The organism is Hominisplanchenecus murintestinalis, from assembly GCF_943193015.1.
Classification (GTDB): domain Bacteria; phylum Bacillota; class Clostridia; order Lachnospirales; family Lachnospiraceae; genus Hominisplanchenecus_A; species Hominisplanchenecus_A murintestinalis.
Window position 1 is genome coordinate 31,199 of record NZ_CALPCM010000010.1, and the last position, 18,240, is coordinate 49,438.

Genomic DNA, 18,240 nt, shown 5'->3' on the forward strand with positions numbered 1-18,240 from the left:
GGATGCATGACTTAAAGGAGGAAGAGAAGTGGCAGCAGTAGAACAGAGCAAAATCAGAAATTTTTGTATTATTGCACATATAGATCACGGAAAATCTACATTGGCTGATCGGATTATCGAAATGACCGGACTGCTTACCAGCAGGGAAATGCAGGCACAGGTGCTTGATAATATGGAGCTGGAGAGGGAGCGGGGCATTACGATTAAGGCGCAGACTGTCCGCATCGTTTATCGGGCGAAGGATGGAGAAGAATATATTTTCAATTTGATTGACACCCCGGGACATGTAGATTTTAATTATGAGGTATCCAGGAGTCTGGCGGCATGTGACGGCGCAATCCTGGTGGTAGACGCCGCGCAGGGGATAGAGGCGCAGACTCTGGCGAATGTATACCTGGCTCTTGACCATGACCTGGATGTAATGCCGGTTATTAATAAGATAGACCTGCCCAGCGCAGACCCGGATCGGGTAATCAATGAGATTGAAGATGTTATTGGGATTGAAGCACAGGATGCGCCCAGGATTTCCGCCAAGACGGGGATGAATGTTGATCGGGTGCTGGAGAAAATTGTGGAGAGGATTCCGGCTCCGACAGGAGATCCGGATGCCCCGCTGAAAGCGTTGATTTTTGATTCCCTGTATGATTCTTATAAAGGCGTTATTGTATTCTGCCGTTTGAAAGAAGGCACGGTAAAGAAAGGAACGCCAATTCGTATGATGGCGACAGGCGCCACCGCAGAGGTCGTAGAAGTGGGATATTTCGGCGCGGGGCAGTTTATCCCATGTGATGAGCTGAGCGCGGGCATGGTGGGCTATATTACGGCCAGCCTGAAAAATGTGAAGGACACGCGGGTAGGAGATACGATTACAAACGCGGAAAAACCTTGCGATGAGCCTTTGCCCGGATATAAGAAGGTGAATTCCATGGTATTCTGCGGTATGTATCCGGCAGATGGGGCGAAATATCCGGATTTGCGGGATGCGCTTGAGAAGCTCCAGTTAAACGATGCATCCCTTCAGTTCGAGCCGGAGACTTCCATTGCTCTGGGCTTTGGGTTCCGGTGCGGTTTTTTGGGACTGCTTCATCTGGAGATTATTCAGGAGCGTCTGGAGAGGGAGTATGCCCTGGATTTGGTGACGACTGCGCCCAGCGTTATCTATAAAGTGTACAAGACAAACGGTGAGGTTATCGAGCTGACGAATCCCTCAAATTTGCCCGATCCGTCAGAAATTGACTATATGGAGGAGCCGGTTGTAAGTGCGGAGATCATGGTAACAACAGAGTTTATCGGTTCGATTATGCAGCTTTGCGAGGAGCGCAGGGGTACGTATTTGGGCATGGAATATATGGAAGAAACCAGGGCGCTGTTAAAATATGATTTGCCGCTGAATGAGATTATTTATGACTTTTTTGACGCCCTGAAATCGCGTTCCAGGGGATATGCATCTTTTGACTATGAGATGAAAGGGTATGAGCGTTCTGAGTTAGTGAAGCTTGACATTCTGGTGAACCGGGAGGAAGTAGACGCGCTGTCCTTTATTGTACATGGGGATACGGCATATGAGCGCGGAAGGAAGATGTGTGAAAAGCTGAAAGAGGAAATACCGAGACAGCTCTTTGAGATTCCTATTCAGGCGGCGATTGGAAGCAAAATTATCGCCAGGGAAACGGTCAAGGCTATGCGGAAAGACGTGTTGGCGAAGTGTTATGGCGGCGACATTACCCGTAAGAAAAAGCTTTTGGAGAAGCAGAAGGAAGGAAAGAAACGGATGCGCCAGGTTGGAAGCGTAGAGATTCCGCAGAAGGCGTTTATGAGTGTTCTGAAATTAGATGATAAATAAACTGGAACTTTATATTCATATCCCATTTTGTATCAGAAAATGCGCTTACTGTGATTTCCTGTCTTTCCCAGCCGGAGAGAAGGACAGGCAGTCCTATGTGGAAGCGCTCCTGGATGAGATCTATGGGGCAAAAGAGAAGGGGGATGCGGCTACTGTATTTTTTGGGGGCGGCACCCCTTCGATTCTGCCCGGAAAAGAGATAGGCCGCATCATGGATGCAGTGCGGGCGAAATATAGTGTGCCCGAAGATGCGGAAATCACGCTGGAAGCCAATCCCGGTACATTAAATAGGAAAAAATTGGAAGAGTGGAAGAAGGCGGGCATTAACCGGCTGAGCCTGGGGCTGCAGTCGGCAGAGGATGCGGAACTGAAGGCGCTGGGGAGAATCCATACATGGGAGACATTTTTGGAGAGCTACCGGATGGCACGGGAAGCGGGATTTCAAAATATCAATATTGACCTGATGTCGGCGCTTCCGGGGCAAAGCGCGTATACATGGCGGAAAACGCTGCAGAAGGTCACGGAGCTGAAGCCGGAGCATATTTCTGCTTACAGCCTGATTGTGGAAGAAGGGACGCCTTTTTATGAAAAATATGCCGAGGACGTCAAGCGCAGGGAGAAAGGGCTTCCATGCGGATTCCTTCCGTCTGAGGACGAGGAACGCCAAATGTACTATGATACAGAGAAAATACTGAAAGCGGAAGGCTATCGGCGATATGAGATTTCTAATTATGCCAGGGAGGGATTCGAATGCCGCCATAACTGCGGATACTGGGAGCGTAAGAACTACCGGGGATTTGGCCTGGGGGCTTCCTCTCTGATAGACGAGGTGCGCTTTCATAATACGGAAAGTATGGAGAATTATCAAAACCGTGCATTTGGCAGGGAAGATGAGGAATACCTGGATGCAGAGGCGCAGATGGAGGAATTTATGTTCCTTGGGCTGCGGCTGACACAGGGGATTTCGGTAAATGATTTTGAAAAAAAATTTCATACGCCCTATGTGAGTGTTTACGGGAAAATCAGCCGGGAACTGGAAGAAAAAAAACTGCTCCGCCGGGAAAATGGAAGGATTTTCCTGACGGAGCGGGGTATTGACATTAGCAACTATGTGCTGTCAGAGTTTTTGCTGTCTGAATAAGTTTAAGAAGCGTTATCGCCGCCATTTAAGGACATTACGGCAAAGTGGTGGACCATACGGTATACCCTGTCCGGATAATGGAGCCCGTCCGAGGTGGCGAAGTCCTGCGAAAGCAGGTAATTGTAACAATCCAGGTACTTGTCCGGAAATTCGGCCTTCATTTTTTCATTAAATGCCTGAATTTCTGCATTGCTGGCGCCGGAGCACCTGTCATCTTCCACCGGGTTTACAGACATAATATAGAAAGAAGGGTCATGGTACTCAGAGAACAAAGCCTTGTAGAAGCTGATATAACGGTCTGCTTCTTCCAGGTCATTCACGCCCAGGTTAAAGATAACTGTGGCATATGGCGTGGATCTGAGCGCTTCTTCCAGCTCCACGATACCATCGTGGTATAGCCAGTAAAAGCCTTCGCCAGACTTTGCAATAAAACGGCAGGGAACATCGTTACTGTCGTTTTGGAGGGCGTTCCGCATTCCTACTGTACGGGAATCTCCGACAAATATATAGGAATGTTCAGGTTCTTCGGCAGATTCATCAAAAGGATCTGTGGTGACAGCCGCACTCGGCTTCAAAATCTGGGTAGGCATGTCCGACTCTGATTCCAGCGCTGCTGTGGCAGCGGGGGAAGTTTCAGAGGCTGAGGAAACATCGTACATATTTAAAAAAGTTACAAACCCGGCCAGCACTACGAGACATACAATTGCAAAAGATGCCAGGAGCAAAGGTATTGTCGAGCCTTTTTTCATAAATTGTGCTTCCTTTCCTGTTTACATAAGATAGCTTAAGTGTACCACACTTTATAGAAAAGTCAACGGGGAGAGGGACGCTTTGATAAGCAAATGTGGCTGTTACATGACAAATTGCGGTTTGTATACGAGTTTACAGCTTGCCCCGGACGGTTACGGAACCGATAGTCTCCCATGTTTACGTCGGACACCGGGAAGCCTGCCGCATATCCCACACGGCGCGTTGTCCCCGTCCGTGTGGGATATATGGCAGGTGTCCCAGCGTCCGGTGTAAACATGGAGGACTGTCGGTCCCATGACTGTTCGGGGTAAGCCGTGCGAACTATCGGTTCCATAACTGTCCGGGGTAAGCGACAAACCGCAATTTTCATTTGAACTGCAATAATTGTGGCAAATATTACTGTTCGCACAGGTCTGAGAAAAAGACTATTGCCATAAATGAGTTTTCATGGGTTTTGAGGCCATTGTATATGGCAGCAATGCCAGGATAATAGAATAGGAGTCAAACATTATGGAGCAAAAACAATACACATCAAAGGAACTGTTGAAAAGATTTGTGCCTTATTTCAAAAAATATAAAGGAACGCTGTGCATGGACTTGTTCTGTGCTGCTCTGACGACGGTATGCGAACTGGTGCTGCCGCTTATTATGCGCTATATCACGAATGAAGGAATGAGGGATTTGGCGGCGCTTTCGATGCAGACAGTGGGCAGGCTGGGACTGCTTTATCTGGTACTGCGGATCATGGACGGTATCGCCAGCTATTACATGGCAGATATGGGGCATGTGATGGGGGCGAAGATTGAGACAGATATGCGGCGGGACGCTTACAGGCATCTGCAGCAGCTCTCTAATACGTACTATAATAATACAAAAGTCGGGCAGATTATGGGTCGCGTGACCAATGACTTGTTTGATGTAACAGAATTTGCCCACCACTGTCCGGAGGAGTTTTTCATTGCGGCAATCAAGACAGTGATTTCCTTTTTCATCCTGGCAGGAATTCATTTGTGGCTGACGGTGCTGGTTTTCTTGTGCGTGCCCTTGATGGCAGGGGTGTGCATGACGCTGAACTTTCGGGTGAAAGGCGCATTTCGCAAACAGCGGCACCAGATTGGGGAACTAAACGCCAGAATAGAGGATAGCCTTCTGGGACATAAAGTGGTAAAAGCATTTACCAATGAAGGGATTGAGAAAGAAAAGTTTGAGAAAGATAATCAGAAGTTTCTTGATATTAAGAAAGAATCTTATAAATATATGGCTATGTTCCAGACGACCGTGAAGATGTTTGACGGGCTTATGTATCTGATGGTGGTGGTGGCGGGAGGGATTTTTATGGTGAAAGGGCTGATTCTTCCCGGAGATCTGGTAGCTTACATGCTCTATGTAACCACACTGATTGCCACGATTCGCCGCATTATTGAGTTTGCCGAACAGTTTCAGAGAGGAATGACCGGGATTGAGCGGTTCCTCCAGATTGTAGATGCAGATATTGAGATCTTTGACGAGCCGGATGCCGTAGATTTGTATGATCCGAAAGGGGATATTGTCTTTGAAAACGTGAGTTTTGAGTACCCGGATGATCACAACCGGGTTTTCAAAAGATTAAACCTGCATATAAAAGCAGGGGAAAAAGTAGCGATTGTAGGACCGTCGGGAGGGGGCAAGACTACTTTGTGCAACCTGATTCCAAGGTTCTATGATGTGACTTGCGGGCGAGTTACGCTGGACGGAGAAGATATCAAACATTTTACACTGAAAAGCCTGCGCGGCAGCATCGGTATCGTGCAGCAGGATGTTTATCTGTTTTCCGGGACGATTTATGAAAATATCACATATGGACGCCCGGGGGCATCCAGAGAGGAAGTCGTGGAAGCAGCGAAAAGGGCGGGCGCCCATGAGTTTATCACGGAACTAAAGGAAGGGTATGATACTTATGTGGGAGAGAGAGGCGTGAAACTTTCAGGAGGCCAGAAGCAGAGGCTCAGTATCGCGCGGGTATTTCTGAAAAATCCTCCGATTATTATTTTGGATGAAGCAACCTCTGCATTGGACAACGAGAGCGAATTTGAAGTGGCGAAATCTCTTGCACGGCTGTCGGAAGGGCGCACAACACTTACGATTGCCCACCGGCTTTCCAGCATCCGAAATTCTGACAGGATACTGGTGCTGACAGAGGACGGAATCGTCGAAGAAGGAACTCATGAGCAGCTTCTGGAACAGAAAGGGATGTATTTTCATTTTTATAACATGGCGAACCAGCTGAAATAGAAGGAGCCTCTATTTTAAAGTTTGCTTTCGCAAAGGGCTGGATTCTCTGGCTGAATTTACGCATTCTCACGAACTTTGCAGCAGGTGCAAAGTCCTGGGCTGAACTGTTACATTTTTGCAGAAAAAATTGAATTTCCTATTGACAAAGAAAATGGGTAGTGCTATCTTATGTACATAGATGTTAGCACTCGACCTTAAAGAGTGCTAATAAGAAAAGGGAAGGAGGATTTGAAGATGCAGCTGGACGACCGGAAAACGAAGATTTTATATGCGATTATTAAGACGTATCTGGAAACGGGCGAGCCGGTAGGTTCCCGGACAATTTCCAAATATGCAGATTTGAATCTGAGTTCCGCCACGATTCGGAATGAGATGTCCGATTTGGAGGAGATGGGCTATATCGTGCAGCCCCACACATCAGCAGGCAGAATTCCTTCAGATAAGGGATACCGTTTTTATGTGGATCAGATGATGGAGTACAAAGAGCGGGAAGTCACTGAGATGAAAGAGCTGATGATTCAAAAGCAGGATAAGATGGAGCAGATTCTAAAGCAGGTAGTGAAGGTTTTGGCAAACAATACCAACTATGCTACCATGATTACTGCTCCGCAGTATCACCGGACGAAGCTTAAGTTTATCCAGCTTTCGGTTATTAGCGAAAGCCAGATGCTGGCAGTGGTGGTTACGGAAGGGAATGTGGTAAAGAACAAGATGCTCCATATGGAGCACAGGCTTGACAATGAGACGGTGCTGAAGCTGAATATCCTTCTGAATACCAGCCTGAACGGCCTTACGATGGAGCAGATCAATCTGGGAACGATTGCGAAGCTGAAGGAGCAGGCAGGTATCCACAGTGAAGTGGTAAACAGCGTGCTGGATGCGGTGGCAGAGGCCATCCGGATGGACGATGAGGACTTGGAAATCTATACCAGCGGCGCGACAAATATTTTTAAATATCCGGAGCTGAGTGATAATGAGAGGGCACGGGAGCTGATTAGCGCATTTGAAGAAAAGAAACAGCTGGTGAATCTGGTGGCAGAGACGATGAATTCCGAGGAGAATACAGGGATTCAGGTGTATATTGGGAACGAATCCCCTATGCAGAACATGAAAGACTGCAGTGTTGTTACGGCAGCGTATGAATTAGGGGACGGCATGAAGGGAACGATAGGTATTATCGGACCCAAACGTATGGATTACGACAGAGTCGTGTCCGCGCTCAAAACACTTACGACACAGCTCGATTCTATATTTGAAAATACGGAAAAAGAAAGGCGGTAAAAGGCGTGGAAGATGAAAAGCTGCAACAGGAATTAGAAGAAACAGCATATGAGGAGCCGGAAGTGGAGGGTACAGACGCCGGAGAGGAGACAGCAGCAGAAGCTTCTGTAGAAGAGGCGGCAGAAGAGCAGGGAGACAGGACAGAAGAGTTTGCGGAAGATGGTCCGGGAGAGAAGAAAAGCTTCTTTAAACGGAAGGAAAAGAAAGACAAAAAGGACGAGAAAATTGAAGACCTTACAGACAGGCTGAAACGCCAGATGGCGGAATTCGATAACTTTAGGAAGCGTACAGAAAAAGAAAAGGCTTCCATGTATGAAATCGGAGCGAAAAGTGTCATTGAAAAGATACTTCCGGTGATAGATAACTTTGAGCGGGGGCTGGCGGCTGTGCCGGAAGAACAGAAGGAAGACTCCTTTGTTGTCGGAATGGATAAGATTTATAAGCAGATTCTCGCGACACTGGATGAGATTGGCGTTAAGCCTATCGAGGCTGTGGGGCAGGAGTTCGACCCTAATTTCCACAATGCAGTGATGCATGTGGAGGATGAAACGCTTGGTGAAAACACCGTTGCAGAGGAGTTTCAGAAAGGCTATATTTACCGTGAAACTGTCGTGCGGCACAGCATGGTGAAAGTAGCAAATTAATTTATACAGGAAACAACGAAATTCATATACCATTTAATTTATGAGGAGGAAGTCATAATGGGAAAAATTATTGGAATTGATTTAGGTACAACAAATAGCTGTGTAGCAGTTATGGAAGGCGGTAAGCCAGTGGTTATCGCAAATACAGAAGGCGCAAGAACCACACCGTCCGTAGTAGCTTTTACAAAGACAGGAGAAAGATTAGTAGGAGAGCCTGCAAAACGCCAGGCGGTAACAAATGCTGACAAGACCATAGCTTCTATTAAAAGGCATATGGGAACAGATTATAAAGTGGATATTGACGGAAAGAAATACTCACCGCAGGAGATTTCAGCGATGATTTTACAGAAGCTGAAAGGCGATGCAGAAAATTATCTCGGTGAGAAGATAACGGAGGCCGTTATCACAGTTCCTGCATATTTTAATGATGCGCAGCGTCAGGCAACGAAGGATGCAGGAAAGATCGCAGGACTGGATGTAAAGCGTATCATCAATGAGCCGACAGCGGCAGCGCTGGCATATGGCCTGGACAATGAAAAAGAGCAGAAAATTATGGTATATGACCTGGGCGGCGGAACATTTGATGTGTCTATCATTGAAATCGGCGACGGCGTTATCGAGGTTCTTGCGACAGCCGGAGACAACAGGCTGGGCGGCGACGACTTTGACCAGAAGATTACCGACTATATGCTGGCAGAGTTTAAGAAGAATGAGGGCGTGGATTTATCTAATGATAAGATGGCGCTCCAGAGGCTGAAAGAAGCGGCAGAGAAAGCAAAGAAAGAACTTTCCTCTGCGACGACTACAAATATCAACCTTCCGTTTATCACGGCGACTTCCGAGGGGCCGAAGCATTTTGATATGAACCTGACAAGGGCAAAATTTGATGAGCTGACCCACGATTTGGTGGAGAGGACAGCGACTCCGGTTACCACAGCACTGAAGGATGCAGGGCTTACCTCCGGCGAGATTTCCAAAGTGCTTCTCGTAGGCGGTTCCACAAGAATCCCGGCTGTACAGGATAAGGTGAAAGCGCTGACAGGCCATGAGCCGAGCAAGAGCCTGAACCCGGATGAGTGTGTGGCGCTGGGCGCTTCCGTACAGGGCGGCAAGCTTGCAGGCGATGAAGGCGCAGGCGATATCCTTTTGCTGGATGTTACGCCTCTGTCACTGTCTATTGAGACAATGGGCGGGGTTGCTACAAGGCTGATTGAAAGAAACACAACGATTCCTACCAAGAAGAGCCAGATTTTCTCGACAGCAGCAGATAACCAGACAGCCGTAGACGTACATGTTGTACAGGGCGAGAGGCAGTTTGCAAGAGATAATAAGTCCCTTGGCCAGTTCCGGCTGGATGGAATTCCTCCTGCAAGAAGAGGCGTACCGCAGATTGAAGTTACTTTTGACATTGATGCAAATGGTATTGTTAATGTATCCGCAAAGGATTTGGGAACAGGAAAAGAGCAGCATATCACGATTACTTCCGGTTCCAATATGTCTGACTCTGATATTGAGAAGGCAGTAAAGGAAGCAGCTGAGTTCGAGGCTCAGGATAAGAAGCGCAAAGAAGCAATTGATACGAGAAATGATGCAGACTCTATGGTATTCCAGACAGAGAAAGCGCTGGAGGAAGTGGGAGATAAGGTAGATGCTGCGGATAAGACAGCGGTACAGGCGGATCTTGAGGCATTGAAAAAACTGATTGAGGAATCAAATCCTGAGGATATGACGGATGCACAGGTAGCAGAAATCAAGGCAGCGAAAGAGAAGCTTATGGAGAGTGCGCAGAAGGTGTTTGCAAAAGTCTACGAGCAGGCACAGGCGGCGCAGGGAGCAGCAGGCACAGGTCCGGATATGGGCGCGGCTGACGCCGGGTATCAGGCAGATGACGTCGTTGACGGAGATTACAAAGAAGTATAGAGATAAGCCGCATAAGGTTCAGGGGACAGATGCTTTCAACAGAAGTCAGAAGCGTCTGTCCCTAGCGAGCGTAAAAACATGAGGATAGGTGAGGAGTATGGCAGAGAGTAAAAGAGATTATTATGAGGTGCTGGGCGTTGATAAAAATGCTGATGAAGCCGCGATAAAAAAAGCATACAGGAAATTGGCCAAAAAATATCACCCGGATATGAATCCCGGAGATGCGGAGGCGGAAAAGCGCTTTAAAGAAGCATCGGAAGCTTATGCAGTTCTTAGCGATTCCCAGAAAAGAGCGCAGTACGACCAGTTTGGGCATGCGGCTTTTGAGCAGGGCGGCGGTCCCGGCGGGTTTAGCGGTTTTGATTTTGGCGGTGATATGGGAGATATTTTTGGAGATATTTTCAGCGATTTGTTTGGCGGGGGAACCCGGTCCCGAAGGGCAAATAATGGGCCGATGAAAGGGGCAAATCTGCGAACCAGTGTGCGGATTAAATTTGAAGAGGCGGTATTTGGCTGTGAGAAGCAGATAGAGCTGAACCTGAAAGACGAGTGTACCCACTGTCATGGAACCGGGGCAAAGCCGGGAACCAGTCCGGATACCTGTCCGAAATGCGGCGGCAAGGGACAGGTAGTATTTACACAGCAGTCTTTGTTTGGAACAGTCAGAAATGTTCAGACCTGCCCGGACTGCGGCGGAACCGGAAAAGTTATCAAAGAGAAATGCAGCAACTGCCGCGGGACAGGGTATACTTCCAGCAGGAAAAAGATTGCAGTGACAGTTCCGGCAGGCATTGACAATGGACAGAGCATTCGTATCCGAGAGAAAGGCGAGCCGGGAACAAACGGAGGGCCGAGAGGAGATCTGCTGGTAGAGATAAATGTTCAGCGTCATCCGATTTTCCAGCGCCAGGATATGAATATTTTCTCTACGGCGCCGATTACTTTTGCACAGGCAGCCTTGGGCGGCGATGTGCGAATCAGTACGGTGGACGGCGATGTACTTTATACGGTGAAGCCGGGGACGCAGACTGATACGAAAGTGCGTTTAAAAGGGAAAGGCGTGCCGTCCCTGCGGAATAAATCCGTGCGCGGAGACCAGTATGTAACTCTTGTCGTACAGGTTCCAACAAAACTGAACGAAGAAGCGAAAGAGGCGCTGCGCCAGTTTGACGCGGCGAGCGACAATTCTCTGGGTGTGAATTTGAACGAGGAAAAGACAGCGGAAAAACCGAAGGAGAAAGCCAAAGAAAAGACGAAGAAAAAAGGGTTTATGGATAAATTGAAAGAAACCTTCGAGGATAATAATTAGTGTGTGACTGCCGTAGAGCGTGAGAGCTTGCGGCAGTTTTGTAATGTATTTAGCAGAGGAAGATGAGTTTTCTGATTTTTTGATAAAATTATTTTGGGAGTTCAAAAAGAAAATTTAATATTTCTTAAGGGAAATGCCATTGACAGCTTGCAAGGGAAGAATTATTATATAGGGTATGAGAAAATCGGGTTACGTTTCATTCATGTTGCAGAATATGTTGGCGGCAGGGGTGAACTGCCGCAGAACAGATACTTATACATGGCGTTAGATATAAAGAGGGGACAGCGATGAAGAATAATATAATAAGAAAGAAGCTGATGGTTTTTGGGCTGGTGTGCAGTATGGCGATGTCTATGGTATCTGCCCCGGCGCTGGCGGCAGGGACAGAACCTTATTCGGAAACGGAGAGTGAAAGCGAGAGCCAAACACAGCAGACGGAAACAGAGAGTGAAAGCCAGACACAGCCTCTGTCAGAAACACTTCCGTCTGAGAGCGAGACATATATGCAGGGAACAGAGAGCGAGAGCCAGTCGGAAGAGACAGAAACGCAGGGCGGAGGCGCAGAGGTGGTTTTGGATGACTGGGACCTGACGTCCAGAGAAGGAGTGGAAGGCCTTTATATCAGCGGGATTGAAGGCGAAGACTATACCCGTGATAGCGTTACAGGGATGATTACTATAAAGAGTGATAAGGCGATAGAGATTACCGGAAAGCCTGGTGTGGAATATACGGGACAGATTGTTGTAGAAGCGGACGAAGCAAAGCTTACCTTAGATAATGTAGTGATGAAAAATGCCGCAGGCGATATGCTTACAGTGCAGGAAGGGAAGAAACTGGATTTGACTGTGAGCCATGTAAATAAGCTTCTTGCGGACGAGAACGACGGGGCTGTGGCGGTAAAGCTTGAGACGGCATCGGAGCTTACGATAAGTGGAGACGGAAAACTGGATATCCGGGGCACAAAGATGGGGAAGGACATCGTTATGTCCAGGGGAATGAAGAAAATAGATACAGAAGAGGAAAAAGATAAACCGGCTTCCCTGACGATTACAGATGGCACGGTAAGAGCAGTGAACGGTATTTCAGTGACGGGGAATGAGTCTCAGAAGGTATCTGTAAAAATTACAGGAGGAAGCGTGGATTTGAAGGAGCTTTCTTCCTCAGACAAAGAGAAAATTAAACTTACAGGGAATAGCGGCGCAGATGTTCATAAGACCAGCCTGACTCTTTCAGAAGCAGAAGAGCAGGTGGATGACATTGCGATTTTATCCGGTGGGACAGCCTATACTTATGGAAAAGATGGTATCTATACAGACGAGAATAATAAGATTTACCTGTATCTTCCGGCGAAGCAGACAGTAGTGACGGCAGCAGGCACAGCCTATGCCGGGGAGGTAAAAACCAGCGGGACAACAGAACTGGCAAAGGAGAGTGCTATGCTTACTGTGGAGCCGGTGACGGTTCCGGCGCTGACTTATGGCGATACGGCGGATAAGATTGTATCTGCAGCCGTGACAGTGAAAAATGCTTCTGTTAACAGTACGACGGTGACGGCAGAGCTTACCGGAGCAAATAGAGACGGATTTACTTTAACTCCGGCGGCAGTGCAGACAGATGGGGTGACAGTTCCGGGAAAGACGGATGCGGCAGTCGGCGTCAATACAGAAATCAGGATACAGCCCAAGGAAAGCCTGCTGGATAAGGGCGCCGGGAAATATGAGACGACTCTGACTATCACGGATGCGTCGGGAAAGACGACTCTGGTGACGGTTTCTTTTACAATCAATAAAGCGAAACTTACGCCGGAAGCGAAGATTGACGAGAAGGTGTACGATGGCAAGCGGACAGGGTCAGGTACGGTAACGCTGAAAGGCGCGATGTATGGTGAGAAGCCGAAGATTGTTGAGAATAAGGTATCTTATAAATTTAACAGTGCAAATGTGAAGGATGCAAAGAAGGTGACAGTGTCAGAGCTGGAGCTGCAAGAAGAGTATGCGAAGAATTATGAACTGGCTCTGGACAGGTTTGAGGTAGAAGCGTCTATTAAAAAAGCGCCGAATGATAATGATAAAGAGGATTTGAAAAAGCCAAGCGTTACGGCAGTGTACAATAAGGAGAAAGGAATTTGGCAGCCGAAGATGACAACCTATGAGGGACAGGAGTATCTGTTCTTCGGTTCATCGCGCACAGAGCTGACGGAAAAGAATAAGAAAAGCGAAAACTGGGAGTTTGGCGATAAAAAGACCAAGTCGGATCGGATCGTGTCTATGGGCGATAAAAATGGGAAGCCGATAGGGCTCAAAAGCGGAACTACGTATACGGTATGGACAAGGTTCGCAGGGGATGATAACCATGAGCCAAGCGACGGGGATGCGATGGCATATACGACATTTTCCGTAGGTTCTTCTGGTGGGGACGGAACCTCGGTGAGTGAAAGTAATAACAGGATTAAAGGGCTGACAGAGGGGACGACTTACAAAATCGGTTCCCGGCTTGCCTTTGGCGCAGAGGGGGCAGGAATGACGAATACTTCCCCGAAAACGGGAGATGAGCGCTATATTCCGCTGTCCTGGAAGGTAAGCGAGGAGCATACCTGGAGCAGCGCGCCTTATGAGGCGGCATTTACGATTAATCAGGCGGGTTCTTATACCCTGCAGGTGACGTTCCGCAAACAGACGTATTCGAACAATTCCTGGGTAAATACCAGCACGACGTCAGTGAAAAGCGTGAACTTCAAGATGGCGTCTGACGGGGCGAACGGCACAGGCTATACAACGAGCGGCGGAAACTCTCCGTCTACAGGCTCAGGTACGGGGAGCAGCGGAAGCGGCAGCAATTCAAATTCAGGCTCCGGTACAAAGACAAATACCGCAGCAAAGACAGGGGATGATTCACCAATCATTCCGCTGCTTGTGGTTTGCCTGGCTTCGGCATTGGTAGTGGGGGGAATTCTGTGGAAGAAACGGAAGGATGACAAAGAAGATGAGATGGAATAAATTTACACTAAAGACGCGTTCGGCTGTAGAGGATATCGTGATTTCTACCTTGGCGGAAGCAGGAGTAGAGGGCGTAGAGATTGAAGATAAGATTCCTTTGACGGAGCAGGACAAGCAGCAGATGTTTGTAGACATCCTGCCGGAAGGACCGGAAGACGACGGCATTGCGTATCTGAACTTTTATCTGGATGAAGCAGAGGATAAGGAAGCGCTTCTGGCACGGGTGCGGGAAGCGCTGGAGGAGCTTCGCAGCTTTATGGATATCGGAGAGTGTACGATTACGGAGTCCCAGACAGAAGATAAGGATTGGATTAATAATTGGAAGCAGTATTTTCATCAGTTTTATGTGGATGATATTTTAATTATTCCGTCCTGGGAGGAAGTACAGCCAGAGGATACCCCAGGTATGATTATTCATATTGATCCGGGCACGGCGTTTGGGACAGGAATGCATGAGACGACACAGCTCTGTATGCGCCAGTTGAAAAAGTATGTGAAAGATGGCTCTGAGATTCTTGATGTGGGGACGGGAAGCGGTATCCTGTCTATCGCGGCATTGAAGATGGGGGCGGGCCATGCGGTCGGTACGGACTTAGACCCTTGTGCGATTTCCGCCACGAAAGAAAATCTGGAGGCAAATGATATCCCGGCAGGGAAAATGGACGTGATGATTGGAAATATCATTGATGATCCGGCAGTACAGGAGAACGTCGGCTATGAGAAGTACGATATTGTGGCGGCGAATATCCTGGCAGATGTTCTGGTTCCTCTTACGCCTGTGATTATCCGTCAGATGAAGCGGGGCGGCATTTACATCACATCAGGTATTATTGATGAGAAGGAAAGCGTGGTGGTTAATGCAGTGAAAGCTGCCGGGCTTGAGGTTCTGGAAGTAACGCGTCAGGGTGAATGGGTGTCCGTGACTGCGAGAAAGAATTAGGGAATGACATGCACCATTTTTTTGTAGCGCCGGAACAGATTGGCGAAAAGAAGATAACGATTACGGGCAGTGATGTGAACCATATCCGGAATGTGCTGCGGATGGAAGCGGGAGAACAGATTACGGTGAGCGGCGGGGAAGGAAAAGAATACCGCTGTGAAGTGCTTGTACTGGAGCCTGACAGAGTAGAAGCAGGGATTATGTGGGTGCAGGAGACGGAAGCAGAGCTTCCGTCGAAGACTTATCTGTTTCAGGGACTGCCCAAAGGCGATAAGATGGAACTGATTATCCAGAAGGCTGTGGAACTGGGCGTATATGAAATCATCCCTGTGGCTACGAAACGGGCGGTAGTGAAGCTGGATAAGAAAAAAAGTGAGAGCAAGAGGAAACGCTGGCAAAGTATTTCCGAGAGCGCGGCAAAGCAGTCTAAGCGGCTGATTGTCCCGGAAATTACATCTGTGATGAGTTTTCGGGAAGCGGTAGAATATGCCGCAGGGATGGATGTGAAGCTGATGCCGTATGAGCTTGCAGAAGGGATGGAGGAAACCAGGCATCTGCTTGAGGGCATTGTACCGGGGCAGTCTGTGGCAATCTTTATCGGACCGGAGGGAGGTTTCTCGGCGGAGGAAGCAAAGCTGGCTGCGGCAGAAGGGCTGCAGCCTATAACACTTGGAAAACGGATACTCAGGACAGAGACTGCAGGGATGACGGTATTGTCAGTGCTAATGTACTTGTTAGAGGGCAGGACAGAGAGGGAAAATGGAAGCATATCTGGATAATTCGGCAACCACCAGATGTCTGGAAAGCGTGCGGGACATTGTGGTAAGGACGATGATAGAAGATTACGGGAATCCGTCTTCGAAACATTTGAAGGGGATGGAGGCAGAGAGGTATCTGCGCGATGCCCGGGAGAGAATCGCACGTACCCTGAAAGTAAGTGAAAAGGAGATTTTCTTTACATCCGGAGGGACGGAGTCTAATAATTGGGCGCTGATTGGCGCGGCGATGGCAAACCGCAGGGCAGGAACACATATTATCACGACGGCGGTGGAACATGCCGCCGTGATTCAGCCTATGATGTATCTGGAGGAGCAGGGATTTTCCGTAACATATCTGCCCGTGAACCGCTATGGCGAGGTTTCTCTGGCGGATTTGAAAGCGGCGGTTCAGGAAGACACTATTCTGGTGTCTGTGATGTATGTGAATAACGAGCTGGGGGCGGCAGAGCCGATTGAGGAGATTGGACACTTTTTAAAGGAGAAATATCCCGGTATTCTTTTTCATGTAGATGCGATTCAGGCATATGGAAAATACAGGATTTTTCCGAAGAAAGCGGGCATTGACATGCTTTCAGTCAGCGGGCATAAGATTCACGGGCCTAAGGGAACCGGCTTTTTGTATATTCAGGAAAAGGTGAAGATAAAGCCGCTGATGCTTGGCGGCGGACAGCAGAAGGGAATGCGTTCAGGAACAGATAATGTACCGGGAATCGCAGGGCTTGGCGAGGCTGCCGGCGAGGCATACCGTGACTTTGAGGAAAAGCGCGCACATCTTTTAAGGCTGAAAGAGTATTTTATGGAACAGGTTTCCATGCTTCCTGATGTGGTGATCAACACCCGGCCGGGCGAAGACGGCGCTCCGCATATTGTCAGTGTGAGCTTTAGAGGAGTGAGGAGCGAAGTTCTGCTCCATGCGCTGGAGGAGAGGGGGATTTACGTTTCTTCCGGTTCGGCGTGTTCGTCGAATAAGAAACTTCCGGTGAGCGCAGTTTTAAAAGAAATCGGAATGGAACGGGAGCTTCTGGATGCAACGCTGCGGTTCAGTTTTGGCAGGTTTAATACGGAGGAAGAACTGGCGTACTGTGTGGAAGCACTGAAAGAGCTTCTGCCGATGCTGCGCAGATATTCGCGACATTAAAGGAGAAAAGTTATGTTTCAGGCATTTTTGATAAAATATGGAGAGATTGGAATCAAGGGGAAGAACCGCCATTTGTTTGAGGATGCGCTGATGAAGCAAATCCGCCATGCATTGAAGCATGTGGAAGGCAAATTTTTCGTGCGCAAGGAGCAGGGGCGTATTTTTGTTGAGGCGGAAAGCGCGTTTGATTATGATGAGGTTATCGCAGCGCTGCAGCGGGTTTTCGGAATCGTGGGTATTTGTCCGATGGTGCAGGCGGCTGACGAGGGATTTGACAAGCTGGCCGAAACGGTGAACGATTATCTGCGGAAGGTGTACGGGGACAGGGAAATGAGCTTTAAGGTAAATGCCCGGAGGGCGAAAAAGAGTTATCCCAGGACGTCCATGGAAATCAACGCGGATTTGGGCGAGAGAATTCTTGCGGCATTTCCCAATATGAAAGTAGACGTGCATAAGCCGGATGTGATGCTGGATGTGGAAATACGGGATCAGATTTATATTTATTCCCAGATTATTCCGGGGCCGGGCGGTATGCCGGTGGGGACAAACGGAAAGGCCATGCTGCTTTTGTCAGGAGGGATTGACAGCCCGGTAGCGGGGTATATGATTGCCAAACGGGGTGTGAAAATTGATGCGGTGTATTTCCATGCGCCGCCATATACCAGTGAACGGGCAAAGCAGAAGGTGGTAGATTTAGCGCATCTGGTAGCCAGGTATTCAGGGCCGATTAACCTGCATGTAGTGAACTTTACGGATATCCAGCTTTATATCTATGAGGCGTGCCCTCACGAGGAGCTGACAATTATTATGCGGCGCTATATGATGCGGATTGCGGAACATTTTGCAAAAGAAACGGGCTGCCTGGGATTGATTACAGGCGAGAGCATCGGGCAGGTGGCGAGCCAGACCATGCAGAGCCTGGCGGCGACGAACGCTGTGTGTACTATGCCGGTATTCCGTCCGGTGATAGGCTTTGATAAGCAGGAAATTGTAGATATTGCGGAAAAGATAGATACTTATGAGACTTCCATCCAGCCTTTTGAGGACTGCTGTACGATTTTTGTGGCGAAACATCCGGTAACAAAGCCGAATATTAATATCATCAGACGCAGCGAGACGCATCTGGAAGAAAGAATTGACGAGCTGGTGCAGACTGCAATAGAAACGACAGAAACTATATGGGTAGAATAGAGGCAAAAAAATGAATCCATCTGCCGCAGTGATGCTG

13 protein-coding genes are annotated in these 18,240 nt (G+C 48.3%); 12 read left to right on the forward strand and 1 reads right to left on the reverse strand.

The annotated features are described in order from the left end of the window. Nucleotides 1-28: 28 nt before the first annotated feature. Together lepA and hemW are read left to right on the forward strand one after the other, a co-directional pair. Nucleotides 29-1,843, forward strand: coding sequence for a translation elongation factor 4 (lepA, locus tag NFR99_RS05725; RefSeq protein WP_251353179.1), 1,815 nt, complete (start codon nt 29-31; stop codon nt 1,841-1,843). Further along, entirely contained in the window at nt 1,833-2,984 is a 1,152-nt protein-coding gene (gene hemW, locus NFR99_RS05730) for a radical SAM family heme chaperone HemW (protein WP_251353180.1), read from the forward strand. The genes lepA and hemW overlap by 11 nt, the downstream gene beginning before the upstream one ends. 2 nt (nt 2,985-2,986) lie before the next feature. Here hemW and NFR99_RS05735 read toward each other — a convergent pair whose 3' ends face one another. Next, nucleotides 2,987-3,733 carry an SGNH/GDSL hydrolase family protein gene (locus tag NFR99_RS05735; RefSeq protein ID WP_251353181.1) on the reverse strand — a complete coding sequence of 249 codons (747 nt, stop codon included), beginning with the start codon at nt 3,731-3,733 and terminating at the stop codon, nt 2,987-2,989. Nucleotides 3,734-4,244: 511 nt separating this feature from the next. Between NFR99_RS05735 and NFR99_RS05740 the strand changes: the two genes are divergently transcribed. The 10 genes from NFR99_RS05740 (at nt 4,245) to thiI (ending at nt 18,203) form a co-directional block, all read left to right on the forward strand. After that, entirely contained in the window at nt 4,245-6,005 is a 1,761-nt protein-coding gene (locus NFR99_RS05740; protein WP_135975959.1) for an ABC transporter ATP-binding protein, read from the forward strand. 234 nt (nt 6,006-6,239) lie between these two features. Beyond that, entirely contained in the window at nt 6,240-7,286 is a 1,047-nt protein-coding gene (gene hrcA / locus NFR99_RS05745; RefSeq protein ID WP_120484384.1) for a heat-inducible transcriptional repressor HrcA, read from the forward strand. A gap of 5 nt (nt 7,287-7,291) precedes the next feature. Further along, nucleotides 7,292-7,930 (forward strand): nucleotide exchange factor GrpE, encoded by a 639-nt coding sequence (gene grpE, locus NFR99_RS05750; RefSeq protein WP_120484383.1) that lies wholly within the window; start codon nt 7,292-7,294, stop codon nt 7,928-7,930. A gap of 57 nt (nt 7,931-7,987) precedes the next feature. Beyond that, entirely contained in the window at nt 7,988-9,850 is a 1,863-nt protein-coding gene (dnaK, locus tag NFR99_RS05755; RefSeq protein WP_251353182.1) for a molecular chaperone DnaK, read from the forward strand. A gap of 97 nt (nt 9,851-9,947) precedes the next feature. Next, a complete protein-coding gene (gene dnaJ, locus NFR99_RS05760; RefSeq protein WP_120484381.1) occupies nt 9,948-11,159 on the forward strand; it encodes a molecular chaperone DnaJ in 1,212 nt (403 codons plus the stop codon). Nucleotides 11,160-11,446: 287 nt separating this feature from the next. Beyond that, nucleotides 11,447-14,155 carry a YDG domain-containing protein gene (locus NFR99_RS05765; protein WP_251353183.1) on the forward strand — a complete coding sequence of 903 codons (2,709 nt, stop codon included), beginning with the start codon at nt 11,447-11,449 and terminating at the stop codon, nt 14,153-14,155. Further along, nucleotides 14,142-15,095, forward strand: a complete 954-nt coding sequence (gene prmA / locus NFR99_RS05770) for a 50S ribosomal protein L11 methyltransferase (protein WP_135975961.1) — start codon at nt 14,142-14,144, stop codon at nt 15,093-15,095. Before NFR99_RS05765 ends, prmA begins: the two co-directional genes overlap by 14 nt. A gap of 8 nt (nt 15,096-15,103) precedes the next feature. Next, the gene (locus NFR99_RS05775) at nt 15,104-15,874 is read left to right on the forward strand and encodes a 16S rRNA (uracil(1498)-N(3))-methyltransferase (RefSeq protein WP_120484411.1); all 771 of its coding nucleotides are present in this window, start codon (nt 15,104-15,106) and stop codon (nt 15,872-15,874) included. Beyond that, nucleotides 15,855-17,012 (forward strand): cysteine desulfurase family protein, encoded by a 1,158-nt coding sequence (locus NFR99_RS05780; RefSeq protein ID WP_120484378.1) that lies wholly within the window; start codon nt 15,855-15,857, stop codon nt 17,010-17,012. The genes NFR99_RS05775 and NFR99_RS05780 overlap by 20 nt, the downstream gene beginning before the upstream one ends. Before the next feature lie 12 nt (nt 17,013-17,024). Further along, nucleotides 17,025-18,203 carry a tRNA uracil 4-sulfurtransferase ThiI gene (gene thiI, locus NFR99_RS05785; RefSeq protein ID WP_251353184.1) on the forward strand — a complete coding sequence of 393 codons (1,179 nt, stop codon included), beginning with the start codon at nt 17,025-17,027 and terminating at the stop codon, nt 18,201-18,203. The last annotated feature ends 37 nt before the right edge of the window (nt 18,204-18,240 follow it).